The following is a 15,870-nucleotide window of genomic DNA, read 5'->3' as shown; positions in this document are numbered from 1 at the left end:
CATGAATTCAGAATTAAGCCCGAACCTTTTATCTATCATCGATGCTTTGCATCAACAGCAGGTGATTGCGTATCCCACCGAAGCCGTATTCGGCCTGGGTTGCGATCCCGACAGCGAGCAGGCGGTCAATGCATTGCTGGCGCTGAAACAGCGGCCGTGGGAAAAGGGGCTGATTTTGATCGCCGCCGACTATGCGCAGCTTAAGCCTTATATTGACGACAGTACGCTCAGCGAACAGCAGCGCGCGACGATGTTTGCCAGCTGGCCTGGGCCGGTAACCTGGGTGTTGCCTGCTCGCCCGGAGACGCCGCGTTTGTTGACCGGGCGTTTCAGTTCACTGGCGGTGCGCGTCAGCGATCATCCGCTGGTGCAGTTGCTGTGCCGGCAGTATGGCAAGCCGCTGGTGTCGACCAGCGCCAATCTCAGTGGGCTGGAACCGTGCCGCAGTGCGGATGAGGTCACGCGGCAGTTCGGCGAAGCTTTCCCGGTATTGCGCGGCAAGGTGGGTGGCCGTCTTAATCCTTCCGAAATCAGAGACGTTCTGACCGGCGAACAGATCCGTCAGGGCTAGAGGTAATGGGCATGGAGAAGTTTGCGGTATTTGGCAACCCTATCGGCCACAGCAAGTCGCCGCGAATTCATGCGCTGTTTGCTGCCCAGACCGGCATTGAGCATCCTTATGGGACGGTGTTGGCGCCGCTGGACGGTTTTGAAACCAGCCTGCAGGCGTTTATCCGCGCCGGAGGGTTGGGGGCGAACGTCACGGTGCCTTTCAAGGAGCGAGCTTATTCGGCAGCCTCTGAACTGAGTGAGCGCGCGGCGATGGCTGGTGCGGTTAACACCCTGAAGGTATTGCCGAATGGCGGTCTATTGGGGGACAACACCGACGGCATCGGTTTGCTGACCGATCTGCAGCGTCAGCAATTGATCCGGCCGCAGGATCGCATTCTGCTGGTGGGCGCCGGCGGCGCGGCGCGCGGCGTGATCCTGCCGCTGCTGTCTTTCGGCTGCTGGCTCACGATCACCAACCGCACTTTCAGCCGGGCCCAAGAGTTGGCCGACGCTTTCCGGCATCTGGGGGAGATCTCGGCGGTGCCGATGGATCAATTGGGTCAACAAGCTTTTGATCTGGTGATCAATGCGACGGCGTCCGGCATCAGCGGGGAGATCCCGGCGTTGCCTGCAGGCGTGGTGAATGCGCAAACCCGTTGCTATGACATGTTCTATCAGCAAGGCGTTACGCCATTTCTGGCCTGGGCGCAGCAGCAGGGCGCAACGGAATACGCCGATGGGCTGGGTATGCTGGTGGGGCAGGCGGCACATGCTTTCCTGCTGTGGCACGGAGTAATGCCAGAGATAGAACCAGTCTTACGCCAGCTGCGCAGCGAACTGGTGGCATAAATTCTACCCCGTTCTCTTTATAGGGAACGGGGCGCCCATCAGATATCTTCCGACAGGTATTCGTCTTTCCAGCGTACATAGTTGTTAGAAGAATAAAGCAATCCCTCCAACTCGGCGGCGGTCAAAGGCCGAACCTGGCGTGCCGGGCTACCCATATAAAGATAGCCGCTGGCCAGGCGTTTGCCCGGCGCCACCAAACTGCCGGCGCCAATCATCACGTCATCTTCTACAACTACGCCGTCCAACAGGATTGATCCCATCCCGACCAGCACCCGGTTGCCGATGGCGCAGCCGTGCAGCATCGCTTTATGGCCCACGGTAACGTCTTCGCCAATTAACAGGGGATAACCGTCGGGGTTATGTTCGGAGCGGTGAGTCACATGCAGCACGCTGCCATCCTGAATATTGCTGCGTGCGCCGATCTTTACCGCATTGACGTCGCCGCGAATGGCGACCAGCGGCCAGATGCTGACGTCATCCGCCAGATCGACGTCGCCGATCACGACGCTGGAAGGATCGATCAAGACGCGCTGACCGAGTTTGGGGGTGTATTGAAGATAAGAACGTACTGCATCGGACATGGTGCTTGCCTCACGTCGGGATCATATTTACCGGCAATACTAGACCCTGGCGATGGAATTACAACCAACGCCAGCGCCGGATCCTGCGGAAAATGGCCCTGATCGCACAAGATCCACCCGGAAGGGCTGAAAAGTGTGCAAACAGAAAGAAAAGATCAAAAAAGGGGTTGTGCAAAAAACTCGGATCCCTATAATGCGCCTCCATCGACACGGCGCAAGTAACTTCGTATAGCATCCGGGATTATACGAAGTCCTGAAAATTAGGGTTGACTCTGAAAGAGGAAAGCGTAATATACGCCACCTCGAGTTAGCAAGCGAAAGCGCCTAACTCACTGCTCTTTAACAATTTATCAGACAATCTGTGTGGGCACTCCACAAGACGATATCCAGCATCTTCGGATGCAAAAAATATCAAGTCTTGAAGAGTGACTAACTGAAGTAAAATTCATGCAGTAAATCTTTGAGCATCGCTTCTCGAGTGGAAGCAAATCAAGCTTTTAATTGAAGAGTTTGATCATGGCTCAGATTGAACGCTGGCGGCAGGCTTAACACATGCAAGTCGAGCGGTAGCACAGGGGAGCTTGCTCCCTGGGTGACGAGCGGCGGACGGGTGAGTAATGTCTGGGAAACTGCCTGATGGAGGGGGATAACTACTGGAAACGGTAGCTAATACCGCATAACGTCGCAAGACCAAAGAGGGGGACCTTCGGGCCTCTTGCCATCAGATGTGCCCAGATGGGATTAGCTAGTAGGTGGGGTAATGGCTCACCTAGGCGACGATCCCTAGCTGGTCTGAGAGGATGACCAGCCACACTGGAACTGAGACACGGTCCAGACTCCTACGGGAGGCAGCAGTGGGGAATATTGCACAATGGGCGCAAGCCTGATGCAGCCATGCCGCGTGTGTGAAGAAGGCCTTCGGGTTGTAAAGCACTTTCAGCGAGGAGGAAGGTGGTGAGCTTAATACGTTCATCAATTGACGTTACTCGCAGAAGAAGCACCGGCTAACTCCGTGCCAGCAGCCGCGGTAATACGGAGGGTGCAAGCGTTAATCGGAATTACTGGGCGTAAAGCGCACGCAGGCGGTTTGTTAAGTCAGATGTGAAATCCCCGGGCTCAACCTGGGAACTGCATTTGAAACTGGCAAGCTAGAGTCTCGTAGAGGGGGGTAGAATTCCAGGTGTAGCGGTGAAATGCGTAGAGATCTGGAGGAATACCGGTGGCGAAGGCGGCCCCCTGGACGAAGACTGACGCTCAGGTGCGAAAGCGTGGGGAGCAAACAGGATTAGATACCCTGGTAGTCCACGCTGTAAACGATGTCGATTTGGAGGTTGTGCCCTTGAGGCGTGGCTTCCGGAGCTAACGCGTTAAATCGACCGCCTGGGGAGTACGGCCGCAAGGTTAAAACTCAAATGAATTGACGGGGGCCCGCACAAGCGGTGGAGCATGTGGTTTAATTCGATGCAACGCGAAGAACCTTACCTACTCTTGACATCCAGAGAACTTTCCAGAGATGGATTGGTGCCTTCGGGAACTCTGAGACAGGTGCTGCATGGCTGTCGTCAGCTCGTGTTGTGAAATGTTGGGTTAAGTCCCGCAACGAGCGCAACCCTTATCCTTTGTTGCCAGCGGTTCGGCCGGGAACTCAAAGGAGACTGCCAGTGATAAACTGGAGGAAGGTGGGGATGACGTCAAGTCATCATGGCCCTTACGAGTAGGGCTACACACGTGCTACAATGGCGTATACAAAGAGAAGCGACCTCGCGAGAGCAAGCGGACCTCATAAAGTACGTCGTAGTCCGGATTGGAGTCTGCAACTCGACTCCATGAAGTCGGAATCGCTAGTAATCGTAGATCAGAATGCTACGGTGAATACGTTCCCGGGCCTTGTACACACCGCCCGTCACACCATGGGAGTGGGTTGCAAAAGAAGTAGGTAGCTTAACCTTCGGGAGGGCGCTTACCACTTTGTGATTCATGACTGGGGTGAAGTCGTAACAAGGTAACCGTAGGGGAACCTGCGGTTGGATCACCTCCTTACCTAAAGATATTAGTTCGCGTGGCGTGCTCACACAGATTGTCTGATAGAAAGTAACGAGCAGAAATACCTTTATAGGCTTGTAGCTCAGGTGGTTAGAGCGCACCCCTGATAAGGGTGAGGTCGGTGGTTCAAGTCCACTCAGGCCTACCACTTCTCATGAAGTGGAAAAGGTACTGCGCGTGACTGTATGGGGCTATAGCTCAGCTGGGAGAGCGCCTGCCTTGCACGCAGGAGGTCAGCGGTTCGATCCCGCTTAGCTCCACCATATAGTCCGGTATTTCAATACTTCAGAGTATATTGGCGACAGTATGCTGCGAAGTATTTTGCTCTTTAACAATCTGGAACAAGCTGAAAATTGAAACATGACGGCTGAAATTTATCCCTCCGTAGAAGTWYYGGGATAAAGAGTAACCTGTCATAGAGTCTCTCAAATGTTTGCAGCRCGAACGATGGAAACATCTTCGGGTTGTGAGGTTAAGTGACTAAGCGTACACGGTGGATGCCTAGGCAGTCAGAGGCGATGAAGGGCGTGCTAATCTGCGAAAAGCGTCGGTAAGGTGATATGAACCGTTATAACCGGCGATACCCGAATGGGGAAACCCAGTGTGTTTCGACACACTATCATGTCATGAATACATAGTGGCATGAGGCGAACCGGGGGAACTGAAACATCTAAGTACCCCGAGGAAAAGAAATCAACCGAGATTCCCCCAGTAGCGGCGAGCGAACGGGGAKGAGCCCAGAACCTGAATCGGCTTGTGTGTTAGTGGAAGCGTCTGGAAAGTCGCGCAGCAAAGGGTGATAGCCCCGTACACTAAAATGCACAGGTCGTGAGTTCGATGAGTAGGGCGGGACACGTGACATCCTGTCTGAATATGGGGGGACCATCCTCCAAGGCTAAATACTCCTGACTGACCGATAGTGAACCAGTACCGTGAGGGAAAGGCGAAAAGAACCCCGGCGAGGGGAGTGAAATAGAACCTGAAACCGTGTACGTACAAGCAGTGGGAGCACCTTCGTGGTGTGACTGCGTACCTTTTGTATAATGGGTCAGCGACTTATATTTTGTAGCAAGGTTAACCGTATAGGGGAGCCGTAGGGAAACCGAGTCTTAACTGGGCGATTAGTTGCAAGGTATAGACCCGAAACCCGGTGATCTAGCCATGGGCAGGTTGAAGGTTGGGTAACACTAACTGGAGGACCGAACCGACTAATGTTGAAAAATTAGCGGATGACTTGTGGCTGGGGGTGAAAGGCCAATCAAACCGGGAGATAGCTGGTTCTCCCCGAAAGCTATTTAGGTAGCGCCTCGTGAACTCATCTTCGGGGGTAGAGCACTGTTTCGGCTAGGGGGCCATCCCGGCTTACCAAACCGATGCAAACTCCGAATACCGAAGAATGTTATCACGGGAGACACACGGCGGGTGCTAACGTCCGTCGTGAAGAGGGAAACAACCCAGACCGCCAGCTAAGGTCCCAAAGTCATGGTTAAGTGGGAAACGATGTGGGAAGGCATAGACAGCCAGGATGTTGGCTTAGAAGCAGCCATCATTTAAAGAAAGCGTAATAGCTCACTGGTCGAGTCGGCCTGCGCGGAAGATGTAACGGGGCTAAACCATGCACCGAAGCTGCGGCAGCGACGCTTAGCGTTGTTGGGTAGGGGAGCGTTCTGTAAGCCGTTGAAGGTGGCCTGTGAGGGTTGCTGGAGGTATCAGAAGTGCGAATGCTGACATAAGTAACGATAAAGCGGGTGAAAAGCCCGCTCGCCGGAAGACCAAGGGTTCCTGTCCAACGTTAATCGGGGCAGGGTGAGTCGACCCCTAAGGCGAGGCTGAAAAGCGTAGTCGATGGGAAACAGGTTAATATTCCTGTACTTGGTGTTACTGCGAAGGGGGGACGGAGAAGGCTAGGCTGGCCGGGCGACGGTTGTCCCGGTTTAAGCGTGTAGGGGGTGTGACCTGGTAAATCCGGTTGCATACTAACCCTGAGGCGTGATGACGATGCACTACGGTGCAGAAGTAGTTGATGCCCTGCTTCCAGGAAAATCCTCTAAGCTCCAGGTAACATTAAATCGTACCCCAAACCGACACAGGTGGTCAGGTAGAGAATACCAAGGCGCTTGAGAGAACTCGGGTGAAGGAACTAGGCAAAATGGTGCCGTAACTTCGGGAGAAGGCACGCTGGCATGTAGGTGAAGTCCCTTGCGGATGGAGCTGAAGCCAGTCGAAGATACCAGCTGGCTGCAACTGTTTAATAAAAACACAGCACTGTGCAAACACGAAAGTGGACGTATACGGTGTGACGCCTGCCCGGTGCTGGAAGGTTAATTGATGGGGTCAGCCGCAAGGCGAAGCTCTTGATCGAAGCCCCAGTAAACGGCGGCCGTAACTATAACGGTCCTAAGGTAGCGAAATTCCTTGTCGGGTAAGTTCCGACCTGCACGAATGGCGTAATGATGGCCAGGCTGTCTCCACCCGAGACTCAGTGAAATTGAACTCGCTGTGAAGATGCAGTGTACCCGCGGCAAGACGGAAAGACCCCGTGAACCTTTACTATAGCTTGACACTGAACATTGAGCCTTGATGTGTAGGATAGGTGGGAGGCTTTGAAGCGTGGACGCCAGTCTGCGTGGAGCCATCCTTGAAATACCACCCTTTAATGTTTGATGTTCTAACTCGGCCCCGTGATCCGGGGTGAGGACAGTGTCTGGTGGGTAGTTTGACTGGGGCGGTCTCCTCCCAAAGAGTAACGGAGGAGCACGAAGGTTAGCTAATCACGGTCGGACATCGTGAGGTTAGTGCAAAGGCATAAGCTAGCTTGACTGCGAGAGTGACGGCTCGAGCAGGTACGAAAGTAGGTCTTAGTGATCCGGTGGTTCTGAATGGAAGGGCCATCGCTCAACGGATAAAAGGTACTCCGGGGATAACAGGCTGATACCGCCCAAGAGTTCATATCGACGGCGGTGTTTGGCACCTCGATGTCGGCTCATCACATCCTGGGGCTGAAGTAGGTCCCAAGGGTATGGCTGTTCGCCATTTAAAGTGGTACGCGAGCTGGGTTTAGAACGTCGTGAGACAGTTCGGTCCCTATCTGCCGTGGGCGTTGGAAGATTGAGAGGGGTTGCTCCTAGTACGAGAGGACCGGAGTGAACGCACCACTGGTGTTCGGGTTGTCATGCCAATGGCATTGCCCGGTAGCTAAGTGCGGAAAAGATAAGCGCTGAAAGCATCTAAGCGCGAAACTTGCCTCAAGATGAGTCTTCCCTGGRCCTTTAAGGYCCCTGAAGGAACGTTTAAGACTAAGACGTTGATAGGCTGGGTGTGTAAGTGCAGCGATGCATTGAGCTAACCAGTACTAATGATCCGTGAGGCTTAACCTTACAACACCGAAGGTGTTTTTAGAGAGATTTTCAGCGAAGTTCCGAGATTGGTTCTGATGGCGACACGAGAGTGAAGCGGTTGGAATGAAACAGAATTTGCCTGGCGGCAATAGCGCGGTGGTCCCACCTGACCCCATGCCGAACTCAGAAGTGAAACGCCGTAGCGCCGATGGTAGTGTGGGGTCTCCCCATGCGAGAGTAGGACACTGCCAGGCATCAAATAAAACAATAAGCCTCATGCGAAAGCATGGGGCTTTTTGTTTTGTCTGTTATCTGGCGTTCTGCCCGAGCATGGGCATCCTGAGACGAATGGTGTAGGACAAATCCGCCGGGAGCGGATTTGAACGTTGCGAAGCAACGGCCCGAAGGGGGGCGGGCAGGACGCCCGCCATAAACTGCCAGGCATCAAATAAAGCTGAAAGCCCTGAACTGACGTTCAGGGCTTTTTGCTATGTGCAATACGTAAAAAAGCGCAGCTACGCTGCGCGGTTTTCCCCCTCCACCTTATTTTCCGCCAGCGAGCCAGAGAAAAGGCCCCGAAGGGCCTTTGATTAGGGTGTGTTTGCTTTTTTCACTTATTATTCGATCAATGCGAGCTGCCCTGAGAGATGCCCAGCCCGGTTTGAGAACGGACAAACTGGGCCCGGAAGCGTTCCCGCTCCTGCTGCCCGGCCAGCGAGCTGTCGGTGATCGAGAACAGCCAGGTGCCGACAAAGGCCACGATCATCGAGAACAACGCCGGGTATTCATACGGATAAATCGGTTTCTCATGGCCGAGGATCTGCACCCAGATCGTCGGGCCGAGGATCATCAGAATCACCGCCGTTAACAGACCCAGCCAGCCGCCAATCATCGCGCCGCGAGTCGTCAAACGCGACCAGTACATCGACAGGATAATGATAGGGAAGTTACAGCTGGCGGCGATGGAGAACGCCAGCCCCACCATAAAGGCGATATTCTGCTTCTCGAACAAAATCCCCAGGGCAATGGCGACCAGCCCCAATACCACGACAGTGATCTTGGAGACCTTCAGCTCATCGCGCTCGGTCGCCTTGCCATTTTTAATCACGCTGGCGTACAGGTCATGGGACACGGCCGAGGCGCCGGCCAGCGTCAGGCCTGCAACCACTGCCAGAATGGTGGCGAACGCCACCGCCGAGATAAAGCCGAGGAAGAAGTTGCCGCCAACGGCATTGGCCAGGTGCACCGCCGCCATGTTGGTGCCGCCCAGCAGCGCGCCGGTGGCGTCTTTGAACGCCGGATTGGCGCTAACCAGCAAGATGGCGCCGAAGCCGATGATAAAGGTCAGGATATAGAAGTAACCGATAAAGCCCGTGGCGTAGAACACGCTCTTGCGCGCTTCCTTGGCGTCACTCACGGTGAAGAAACGCATCAGGATGTGCGGCAGGCCGGCGGTGCCGAACATCAGCGCCAGGCCAAGCGACAGCGCGGAAATCGGATCGGACACCAGCCCGCCGGGGCTCATGATGGCGATGCCTTTCGGGTGCACCTTCACCGCTTCGGCGAACAGGGTATTGAAGTCGAAGTTAACCGACTTCATCACCATCAGCGCCATAAAGCTGGCGCCGGCCAGCAGCAGCACCGCTTTGATGATCTGCACCCAGGTGGTGGCCAGCATGCCGCCGAACAGCACGTACAGCACCATCAGAATGCCGACCAGGATCACCGCCACGTGGTAGTTGAGCCCGAACAGCAGCTGGATCAGTTTGCCGGCGCCGACCATCTGCGCGATCAGATATAGCGCCACCACCACCAACGAGCCGCAGGCCGAGAGGGTGCGGATCGGTTTCTGCTGCAGACGGTAAGAGGCGACATCGGCGAAGGTATAGCGGCCGAGATTGCGCAGGCGTTCCGCGATCAGGAACAGAATGATCGGCCAGCCGATGAGGAAGCCGATGGAGTAGATCAGCCCGTCATAGCCCGAGGTGTAGACCAATGCGGAGATCCCGAGGAACGAGGCAGCGGACATGAAGTCACCGGCGATCGCCAGGCCGTTTTGCAGGCCGGTAATGCGCCCGCCCGCGGTGTAGTAGTCCTGACGGGAACGGGTGCGTTTGGACGCCCAGTAGGTGATGTACAGGGTGGCACCGACAAACAGGATAAACATCACGATCGCCTGGATGTTCAGCGGCTGGCGATGCACCTCGCCGCCAATGGCGTCGGCGCAGGCCAGGCCCGGCAGTAACAGCAGCGCGGCGGCGGACAATAAGCGCTTCATTGTTTCACCTCGCGCAGGATCTCTGCGGTGAGGCGATCGAACTCGCCGTTAGCGCGAAACACGTAGATCCCGGTCAAGACGAAAGAGATCACGATCAACCCGACGCCGACCGGGATCCCGCGGGTGATGGTCGATCCGGCGGCGATCGGCGTACCGAGCCATTGTGGATCGAAGGCGATCAACAAAATAAAGCCGACGTACAGCGCCAGCGTAATCAGCGAAAGCAGCCAGGCGAACCGGCCGCGTTTTCTCACCAGCTCTTTAAAGCGCGGGTTTTCTTCAATCCCTTGATAAATGGTGTCATTCATCAGAGTGTCTCCAGTCGGTATTGAGAGAGTACGCCGCGCCAGGGCCGCTCAACGGCGCGTTATCCGAATGAGCGGCCTGAAGCGGCGTAAATTATGACGGCACTTTCATTGATTGTTTTTCTTCCAACAGCTTGTCGACTACGGCCGGATCCGCCAGCGTGGAGGTATCCCCCAGGTTGCTGGTGTCGCCGGCGGCAATTTTGCGCAGGATGCGCCGCATGATCTTGCCGGAGCGCGTTTTGGGCAGCGAGTCTGTCCAGTGCAGCACATCCGGTGTAGCGATCGGCCCTATCTCTTTGCGCACCCAGTTGCGCACTTCGGTATAGAGCTCCGGCGTCGGTTCTTCGCCGTGGTTCAGCGTGATGTAGGCGTAGATCGCCTGGCCTTTGATGTTGTGAGGAATGCCGACCACCGCCGCTTCGGCGATTTTCGGGTGCGATACCAGCGCGGACTCGATCTCGGCGGTGCCCAGACGGTGGCCGGAGACGTTCAGCACGTCGTCGACGCGGCCGGTGATCCAGTAGTAACCGTCCTCGTCGCGGCGGGCGCCGTCGCCGCTGAAGTACATGCCTTTGAAGGTCGAGAAGTAAGTTTGCTCGAAGCGATCATGGTCACCGAACAGGGTGCGCGCCTGGCCCGGCCAGGAATCGACGATCACCAGGTTGCCTTCGCAGGCGCCTTCCTGCGGCGTGCCGACGTTATCGACCAGCGCCGGCTGTACGCCAAAGAACGGCCGCGTGGCGGAACCGGCTTTCAGCTCAGTGGCGCCCGGCAGCGGGGTAATCATGAAGCCGCCGGTTTCGGTTTGCCACCAGGTGTCGACGATCGGGCATCTCGCGTTGCCGATCTTGTTGTAATACCACTCCCAGGCTTCCGGGTTGATCGGTTCGCCGACCGAGCCCATGATGCGCAGCGAATCGCGTCGGGTGCCTTCGATCGCCTTGTCGCCTTCGGCCATCAACGCGCGAATGGCGGTCGGCGCGGTATACAGAATGTTGACCTGGTGTTTGTCGATCACCTGCGACAGGCGATTGACGCCCGGATAGTTAGGCACGCCTTCGAACATCAGCGTGGTGGCACCGCAGGCCAGCGGGCCGTACAGCAGATAGCTGTGGCCTGTGACCCAGCCCACGTCGGCGGTGCACCAGTAAATGTCGCCGTCGTGGTAGTCGAACACATACTTAAAGGTCATCGCAGCGTAGACCAGGTAGCCGCCGGTGGTGTGCAGCACGCCTTTCGGCTTGCCGGTCGAACCGGAGGTGTACAGGATGAACAGCGGATCTTCGGCGTTCACTTCTTCCGGCGGGCAGTCTGCGGAGACGCCCTGGGTCAGCTCATGCCACCACAGATCGCGCCCTTCCTGCCAGTAGCCCGGTTTACCGGTGCGTTTGAATACCACCACGTTGGCCACGGTGACCACGCCGGGATTTTTCAGCGCATCGTCGACGTTCTTTTTCAGCGGCACGGCGCGGCCGGCGCGCAGGCCTTCATCGGCGGTGATCACCAGTTTGGCGTTGGAGTCGATAATGCGCCCGGCGACGGCTTCCGGCGAGAAGCCGCCGAAGATCACCGAATGTACGGCGCCGATGCGCGCGCAGGCCAGCATGGCGACCGCCGCTTCCGGCACCATCGGCATATAGATGGCCACCACGTCGCCTTTTTTAACGCCGAGCTGTTTCAGCACGTTGGCGAATTGGCAGACATCGTGGTGCAGCTGCTTGTAAGTCACCTTTTTGGATTGGGTCGGGTCATCGCCTTCCCAGATAATGGCGGTTTGGTCACCGCGCTCGGCCAGATGGCGGTCCAGGCAGTTGGCCGCCAGGTTCAAGGTGCCGTCTTCAAACCAGCGAATGCTGACGTGGCCCGGATCGAACGAGGTATTTTTAACTTTGGTATAGGGTTTGATCCAATCCAGGATTTTGCCATGCTCACCCCAGAAAGCCTCTGGGTCTTGAACCGACTGTTGATAATACTGTTGGTATTGTGCCGGATTAATCAGGGCGCGTTCTGCAATTGCAGAAGGAATAGCGTGTTTATGCAGTTGGCTCATAGCTTTTCTCCTTGAAGTTGTTAATGATATGTCAACTGAAGGTTAAGTATAGTTTGCTACGATTCTTTGTTTCTTTTTTGCGCGGCAGATCACGCAACAAAGATATTGATTTGTAATCGTTCTGTCGCATTTGCAGGGCGTATCTATCTCTTTGGCGCTTAAATCCTCATAAACCCACGTTTTTAACCAAAAACACTTATATAAAGAATAAAAAAGAATAAACCAAAACGGACTCAACTGCCGCGAAATTAATAGATACGATCAGGGCCGCCATTATTTCTCGCTATAAATCTTTTTGGGTTGTTTTTCGCTATTAATATTCTAAGTTGGCATTAGCACGATATAACGATGGACTGCACCGCGTGAAATAACGTTTTATTAACGCTTAATTCCTGATGAAAACTCGGGAAATACCCTGTGGCATTCATCCTGCGGTATCGTTCGATTTTTAATCGAAATATAAAGTGGCGCTGCATTTATGGACGAAAGTGTCACTCGGCCAATTCTCATTTGTTTGACTTTTGAGTAACAAAATATAAACATACGATGCGGATTAAATATGCAGAATGAGCGAAAAATAACGCATTTTAATCGCGTTCAAAAAACCGTCGTCGGCGCGGTTATGTACTTCATTATATGAAAAATTATGTTTTTAATAACAAGCAATTATGCCATTTGAAATAGTAACGCGAAATTTTTGTGATTCGATTCAGCGCTCAAGCCTGACAAATCAAGGCTTGCAGAGCATGCCGCCCGGATGATACAGATTTATACTGCGTCGCACCCAGGGCAGGTGAACGCTTCCACTGAATTAACATAAGCCTGTAATAAATGATTAAGTATTCTTTTCGCCGTGTTGCGACTTTGTACGGCGCAAAGAGTCTTTGAGGACTTTTTGGGTATGAAAAGTGTAAAAATTAGCCTGGCTTGGCAAATCCTGATCGCGTTGGTACTGGGTATTATTGTTGGCGCGGTATTGCACAACCAGACCGAATCTCGTGAGTGGCTGGTGAGCAATATTCTCAGCCCGGCGGGTGATATCTTTATTCGTCTGATCAAGATGATTGTGGTGCCGATCGTTATTTCCACGCTGATCGTCGGTATTGCCGGCGTGGGGGATGCGAAAAAGCTGGGCCGCATCGGATTGAAAACCATTATCTACTTCGAAGTGATCACCACCGTCGCCATCGTGGTGGGGCTCACCTTGGCCAACGTCTTCCAACCCGGCCACGGCATCGATATGTCGACGCTGACCACGGTGGACATTTCGCAGTACGAGAAAACCACCGAACAGGTGCAAAGCGGTTCGCACAGTCTGGTGGCGACCATTCTGTCGTTGATTCCGTCGAACGTCTTCTCGTCGATGGCCAAGGGCGACATGTTGCCGATTATCTTCTTCTCGGTGCTGTTCGGTCTGGGGCTGTCGTCGTTGCCGAAAGAGACCAAAGAGCCGCTGCTGAAGGTGTTCAAGGCGGTGTCCGAGAGCATGTTCAAAGTCACCCACATGATTATGCGCTATGCGCCGATCGGGGTGTTTGGCCTGATTGCGGTCACGGTAGCCAACTTCGGTTTCGCTTCGCTGCTGCCGCTGGCCAAGCTGGTGGTGCTGGTGTACTTCGCCATTGCGTTCTTCGCCCTGGTGGTGCTGGGGGCGGTCGCCCGGCTGTGCAACCTGCGCATCTGGACGCTGATCCGCATCCTGAAAGACGAACTGATCCTGGCTTATTCCACCGCCAGTTCGGAAACGGTGCTGCCGCGCATCATCGAAAAGATGGAGGCTTATGGCGCTCCCAAGTCGATCACCAGCTTCGTGGTGCCGACGGGTTACTCCTTTAACCTGGATGGCTCGACGCTGTACCAGAGCATCGCCGCCATCTTTATTGCCCAGTTGTACGGCATCGAGCTGTCGTTGGGGCAGGAGATCGTGCTGGTGCTGACGCTGATGGTGACCTCGAAAGGGATCGCCGGCGTGCCGGGCGTCTCGTTCGTGGTGCTGCTGGCCACCCTGGGCAGCGTCGGCATTCCGTTGGAAGGCCTGGCGTTCATCGCCGGCGTGGACCGTATCCTGGATATGGCGCGCACTGCGCTGAATGTGGTGGGTAACGCGCTGGCGGTATTGGTGATCGCCAAATGGGAGCACCAGTTTGATCGCAAGAAGGCGCTGGCCTACGAAACGGAGTTCCTGGCGCAGAAGGTGAAGCCGGCCAACCAGGCCTAATTACCGAGTATCGCCGACGTTGAAAACGCCCCAGGCAGTTGTGCCGGGGCGTTTTGTTTTTATGGCTCTTCAACCGGCCACTTTCTTTTCTCTGTCCTACTGCGCGACTTGCATCCCCGCTTAACAGAATCTAAAGTGTTACCAAATTAATAGAAATGATAATAGATGTTATTATTATTTTCATTTGATGATGTATGGAGACACGCAAAGCCGTTGAACGGTGGGGTTACGCCCGTTCGGCGTCTTTATTCAGGCTTATCAAAGGTAGGTAACATGTCGGACACCGCTTTGGCCTCTGAATGGTTGCCGCTGGCGCCAGCGCAGCTTGATTTCTGGGAAGAACACACCTTGCACCCTGGGCAGACTCTGTCCACCGTCGCACATTGCACCGAACTGTGTGGCGCGGTAGAGGAAGAGGCGCTCTGCCGGGCGATCGCCACCACTCTCGCCGAGACGCAGGCGTTTGCCTTGCGCTTTGGTGAGCGGCATGGCGACGCTCCCCCGCCGTTACGTTACGATCCACAGTGCACACCGCCATTGCAACGCATCGATCTGCAAACGCACGGCGATCCCTGGCAGGCGGCGCAAAGCCTGATGCGCGAAGATATCGCGCAGCGCCGGGCGCTACATAGCGAGCCGCTAGCCGCAGCCTGGCTGCTCAAATTGGGGCCGGAGCGCTACCTCTGGTACGTGCGTGCGCACCATATTCTGATTGATGGCTTCGGTATGGCCCTGATCGAACACCGCTGTGCCGCGTTATATGCGCACTATCTGGGTGAGGGTAGCGCGGGTATGCCCCTGGGTGCCTTTAATGTCTTTCAACAGGCCGAGCTGGCCTACGCTGATTCTGAGCGATGCGAGCGCGATCGGCGCTTTTGGCAGAGCTATCTGCCGCCGTCGCAGGCGTTGCCGACGGTGCGCAAGGGCGGCAGGGAGTATGGCGTGCGACGCCTGAGCGTCAACCGTCGGTTGCCGACAGAAGTCGCGCAACGTCTGGCGCAGCAGTCGGAACGCAGTGGCATCAATTGGCCCGACTTGCTGGTGGCGCTGTCGGCGGCCTGGCTGTTTCAGGTGATGCCGCGCTGTACCCGGCAGGGCGATACGCTGCCGATGTGGATGCCGGCGCTGAATCGCCGTGGGCAGGCCGCCACCAACGTGCCTTCGCTGGCGGTCAATACCCTGCCGCTGCTGGTGTCACCGCCGCAAGCGGAGACGCTGGGGAGCTTTCTCACCACGCTGACGCAGCAGCTGCGGGAGCTGCGCAGCCACGCCGGCTACCGCCTGCGCCAACTGGCCGCCGATCGCGGCGTGGATCCGGACTCGCGCTTCTTTATTTCCCCTTTCATCAACGTGCAACCCTTCGATACGCCCCGTTTTACCGGCTGCAGCGGTACGCGCAGCGTATTGGCCGGCGGCTCGGGCGACGGTTTCAACCTGACTTATCGCGGCCGCACCGACGCCCGCGATCTGCAGGTGGATATCGATATCTATCTGGAGCAGTTTCCGACGGAGGATGCGCTGGACTATGGCGAGGCGCTGCAAGAATTTCTGTTGCGTGCGCTGCAGCGGGAAGCCTGGGAGCAACCGCTGGCGGCCCTGACGGCGTTGCCCGCCTGAGAAAGTGCGGGCGGGAGGGTGCTCCCGCCCGAGTGG

8 protein-coding genes, 2 tRNA genes and 3 rRNA genes are annotated in these 15,870 nt (G+C 55.7%); 9 read left to right on the top strand and 4 right to left on the bottom strand.

Translation table 11 applies throughout. From position 1 onward, the window contains the following. The first annotated feature begins 1 nt into the window (after position 1). On the top strand, positions 2 to 571 hold the full coding sequence (tsaC, locus tag L085_RS02610) for an L-threonylcarbamoyladenylate synthase type 1 TsaC (RefSeq protein ID WP_015379258.1): 570 nt from the start codon (positions 2 to 4) through the stop codon (positions 569 to 571). Between the two features lie 11 nt (positions 572 to 582). Then, the gene (gene aroE, locus L085_RS02605) at positions 583 to 1,401 is read left to right on the top strand and encodes a shikimate dehydrogenase (protein ID WP_044031917.1); all 819 of its coding nucleotides are present in this window, start codon (positions 583 to 585) and stop codon (positions 1,399 to 1,401) included. A gap of 38 nt (positions 1,402 to 1,439) precedes the next feature. On the opposite strand, the gene L085_RS02600 is transcribed toward aroE, so the two are convergent. Then, complete coding sequence (locus L085_RS02600; RefSeq protein WP_004929699.1) at positions 1,440 to 1,982, bottom strand: gamma carbonic anhydrase family protein; 543 nt, start codon at positions 1,980 to 1,982, stop codon at positions 1,440 to 1,442. A gap of 498 nt (positions 1,983 to 2,480) precedes the next feature. On the opposite strand from L085_RS02600, the gene L085_RS02595 reads away from it, so the two are divergent. The 5 genes from L085_RS02595 to rrf all read left to right on the top strand — a co-directional run bounded on the left by L085_RS02595 (position 2,481) and on the right by rrf (position 7,617). After that, a 16S ribosomal RNA gene (locus tag L085_RS02595) occupies positions 2,481 to 4,022 on the top strand. A 74-nt stretch (positions 4,023 to 4,096) separates the two neighbouring features. Next, positions 4,097 to 4,173 (top strand) — tRNA-Ile (locus L085_RS02590). Positions 4,174 to 4,212: 39 nt separating this feature from the next. After that, positions 4,213 to 4,288 (top strand) — tRNA-Ala (locus tag L085_RS02585). 207 nt (positions 4,289 to 4,495) lie between these two features. Continuing rightward, positions 4,496 to 7,402 (top strand): 23S ribosomal RNA (locus L085_RS02580). A gap of 99 nt (positions 7,403 to 7,501) precedes the next feature. After that, positions 7,502 to 7,617: ribosomal RNA gene (rrf, locus tag L085_RS02575) — 5S ribosomal RNA — on the top strand. The 16S, 23S and 5S rRNA genes sit together here with 2 tRNA genes alongside, the layout of an rRNA operon. A gap of 371 nt (positions 7,618 to 7,988) precedes the next feature. Here rrf and actP read toward each other — a convergent pair. From actP to acs, 3 genes are all read right to left on the bottom strand, one after another. Beyond that, on the bottom strand, positions 7,989 to 9,641 hold the full coding sequence (gene actP, locus L085_RS02570) for a cation/acetate symporter ActP (protein WP_004930048.1): 1,653 nt from the start codon (positions 9,639 to 9,641) through the stop codon (positions 7,989 to 7,991). Then, positions 9,638 to 9,949, bottom strand: a complete 312-nt coding sequence (locus tag L085_RS02565; protein WP_004930047.1) for a DUF485 domain-containing protein — start codon at positions 9,947 to 9,949, stop codon at positions 9,638 to 9,640. The genes actP and L085_RS02565 overlap by 4 nt, the downstream gene beginning before the upstream one ends. A 91-nt stretch (positions 9,950 to 10,040) precedes the next feature. Further along, complete coding sequence (gene acs, locus L085_RS02560) at positions 10,041 to 11,999, bottom strand: acetate--CoA ligase (RefSeq protein WP_044029944.1); 1,959 nt, start codon at positions 11,997 to 11,999, stop codon at positions 10,041 to 10,043. Between the two features lie 901 nt (positions 12,000 to 12,900). Between acs and gltP the strand changes: the two genes are divergently transcribed. Together gltP and L085_RS02550 are read left to right on the top strand one after the other, a co-directional pair. Then, complete coding sequence (gene gltP, locus L085_RS02555) at positions 12,901 to 14,217, top strand: glutamate/aspartate:proton symporter GltP (RefSeq protein ID WP_015376334.1); 1,317 nt, start codon at positions 12,901 to 12,903, stop codon at positions 14,215 to 14,217. A 273-nt stretch (positions 14,218 to 14,490) separates the two neighbouring features. Next, positions 14,491 to 15,834, top strand: a complete 1,344-nt coding sequence (locus L085_RS02550) for a condensation domain-containing protein (protein ID WP_044029943.1) — start codon at positions 14,491 to 14,493, stop codon at positions 15,832 to 15,834. Positions 15,835 to 15,870: the final 36 nt, after the last annotated feature.

Source organism: Serratia sp. FS14, assembly GCF_000695995.1.
GTDB classification, from domain to species: Bacteria; Pseudomonadota; Gammaproteobacteria; order Enterobacterales; family Enterobacteriaceae; genus Serratia; species Serratia nematodiphila.
This window is presented reverse-complemented; position numbering and strand designations above follow the sequence as displayed.